This is a genomic window from Agrobacterium sp. NPDC058088, assembly GCF_042885035.1.
Lineage (GTDB): Bacteria > Pseudomonadota > Alphaproteobacteria > Rhizobiales > Rhizobiaceae > Agrobacterium.
Window position 1 is genome coordinate 1 of the sequence record NZ_JBHVSU010000036.1, and the last position, 1406, is coordinate 1406.

Annotated in this window: 1 protein-coding gene; it reads right to left on the reverse strand. The window is 60.7% G+C overall.

Going from position 1 to position 1406, the window contains the following annotated elements; translation table 11 throughout:
- Positions 1-5: 5 nt before the first annotated feature.
- Positions 6-1406: IS66-like element IS66 family transposase (locus ACFVTJ_RS25425; protein ID WP_386911272.1), on the reverse strand; the 1401-nt coding region annotated here is incomplete at its 5' end.

Here is a 1406-nt window from a genome sequence, read left to right on the forward strand (position 1 = left end):
ACAGGTCAGGCAGCTTGAGCGTTGACGGTCGGCGGCGTCCAATTCCACGGAAGCAACTGCTCCAGCCTGGTAATCGGCGTGTCGGCGATGCGGGCCAAAACGTCGGCAAGCCATGCCTGCGGATCGATATCGTTGAGCTTCGCCGTGATGATCAATGTGGCCATAAAGGCGGCACGATCTGCGCCGCGGTCTGATCCGGCGAAGAGCCAGGACTTCCTACCGAGTGCGAAGCCTCGCAGGGCTCGCTCGGCGGCGTTGTTCGTCAGGCAAATCCGGCCGTCGTCCAGGAATGACGTGAAGCCACCCCAACGCTTGAGCATATAATCGATCGCCTCGGCGACCGGAGAACTGCGCGACAGTTTTGCACGCTCGGTTTGAAGCCAGGCCTGCAGACTGTCGACGAGCGGCAGGCTTTCCTTGCGGCGACGTTCCAGGCGTTGATCGGCCGTAAGCCCGTTGATCTCCCGCTCGATATCGAACAGGACGTCGATCCGTTTGACGGCTTCGAGCGCCATAGGCGAGATCGGCGCGGCGTTCTTTCCACGCTTGGCGTTGGCATTAATGTCTGCGAGCACGAAGAACTTGCGACGCGCGTGTGCCCAACAAAACGCCTGTCTTAGCGGATTTGGATCGCGATCGCCCTTGAACAGCGGATTGTAGCCGCCATAGGCGTCCGCCTGCAGAATACCGGTGAAGGTCTTCAGGTGGCGTTCCGGATGCTCCTGCCGTCGATCGCGCGAGGCATAGTAAAGGGCTGCCGGCGGTGAGAGGCCTCCGAACGGCCGATCATCCCGGACATAGGTCCAAATGCGGCCCGTATCTGTCTTTCCCTTGGCCAGGATTGGCACGGTCGTGTCGTCGCCGTGCAGACGTTCGGCGGCAAGGACATGCGCTTCGATCAAAGAATGAAGTGGCTTCAACGTCGCGGCGCAAGCTCCGACCTGATCTGCAAGCGTCGATAAACTAAGGTCGACGCCCTCGCGAGCATAGCGTTCGCTTTGACGATTGAGCGGCTGGTGCTGGGCAAACTTCTCGAACAGGATCATCGCCAGCAGGTTTGGCCCGGCAAAGCCGCGTGGCGTTACATGGAAGGGTGCTGGTGGCTGCGTGATCTTCTCGCACTCGCGACAGGTAAACTTCTCCCGTACCGTCTGGATGACTTTCCACTGGCGCGGGATGACCTCCAGGGTCTCGGTGATGTCCTCGCCAAGCTTCGACAATTTGGCCGATCCGCAGCAGGCGCAATTGGCGGGAGCGGCGATGACGATGCGCTCGCGTGGCAGGTGTTCGGGGAATGACTTACGTGACGGACGCCTGCGCTCAAAGGCTTTGACGGTTGAGGCTTTGGCTGCGATCTCCGCCGCTAGTTCATCCTCACCGGCGTCCGCTTCCAACTCCTCGAGTTG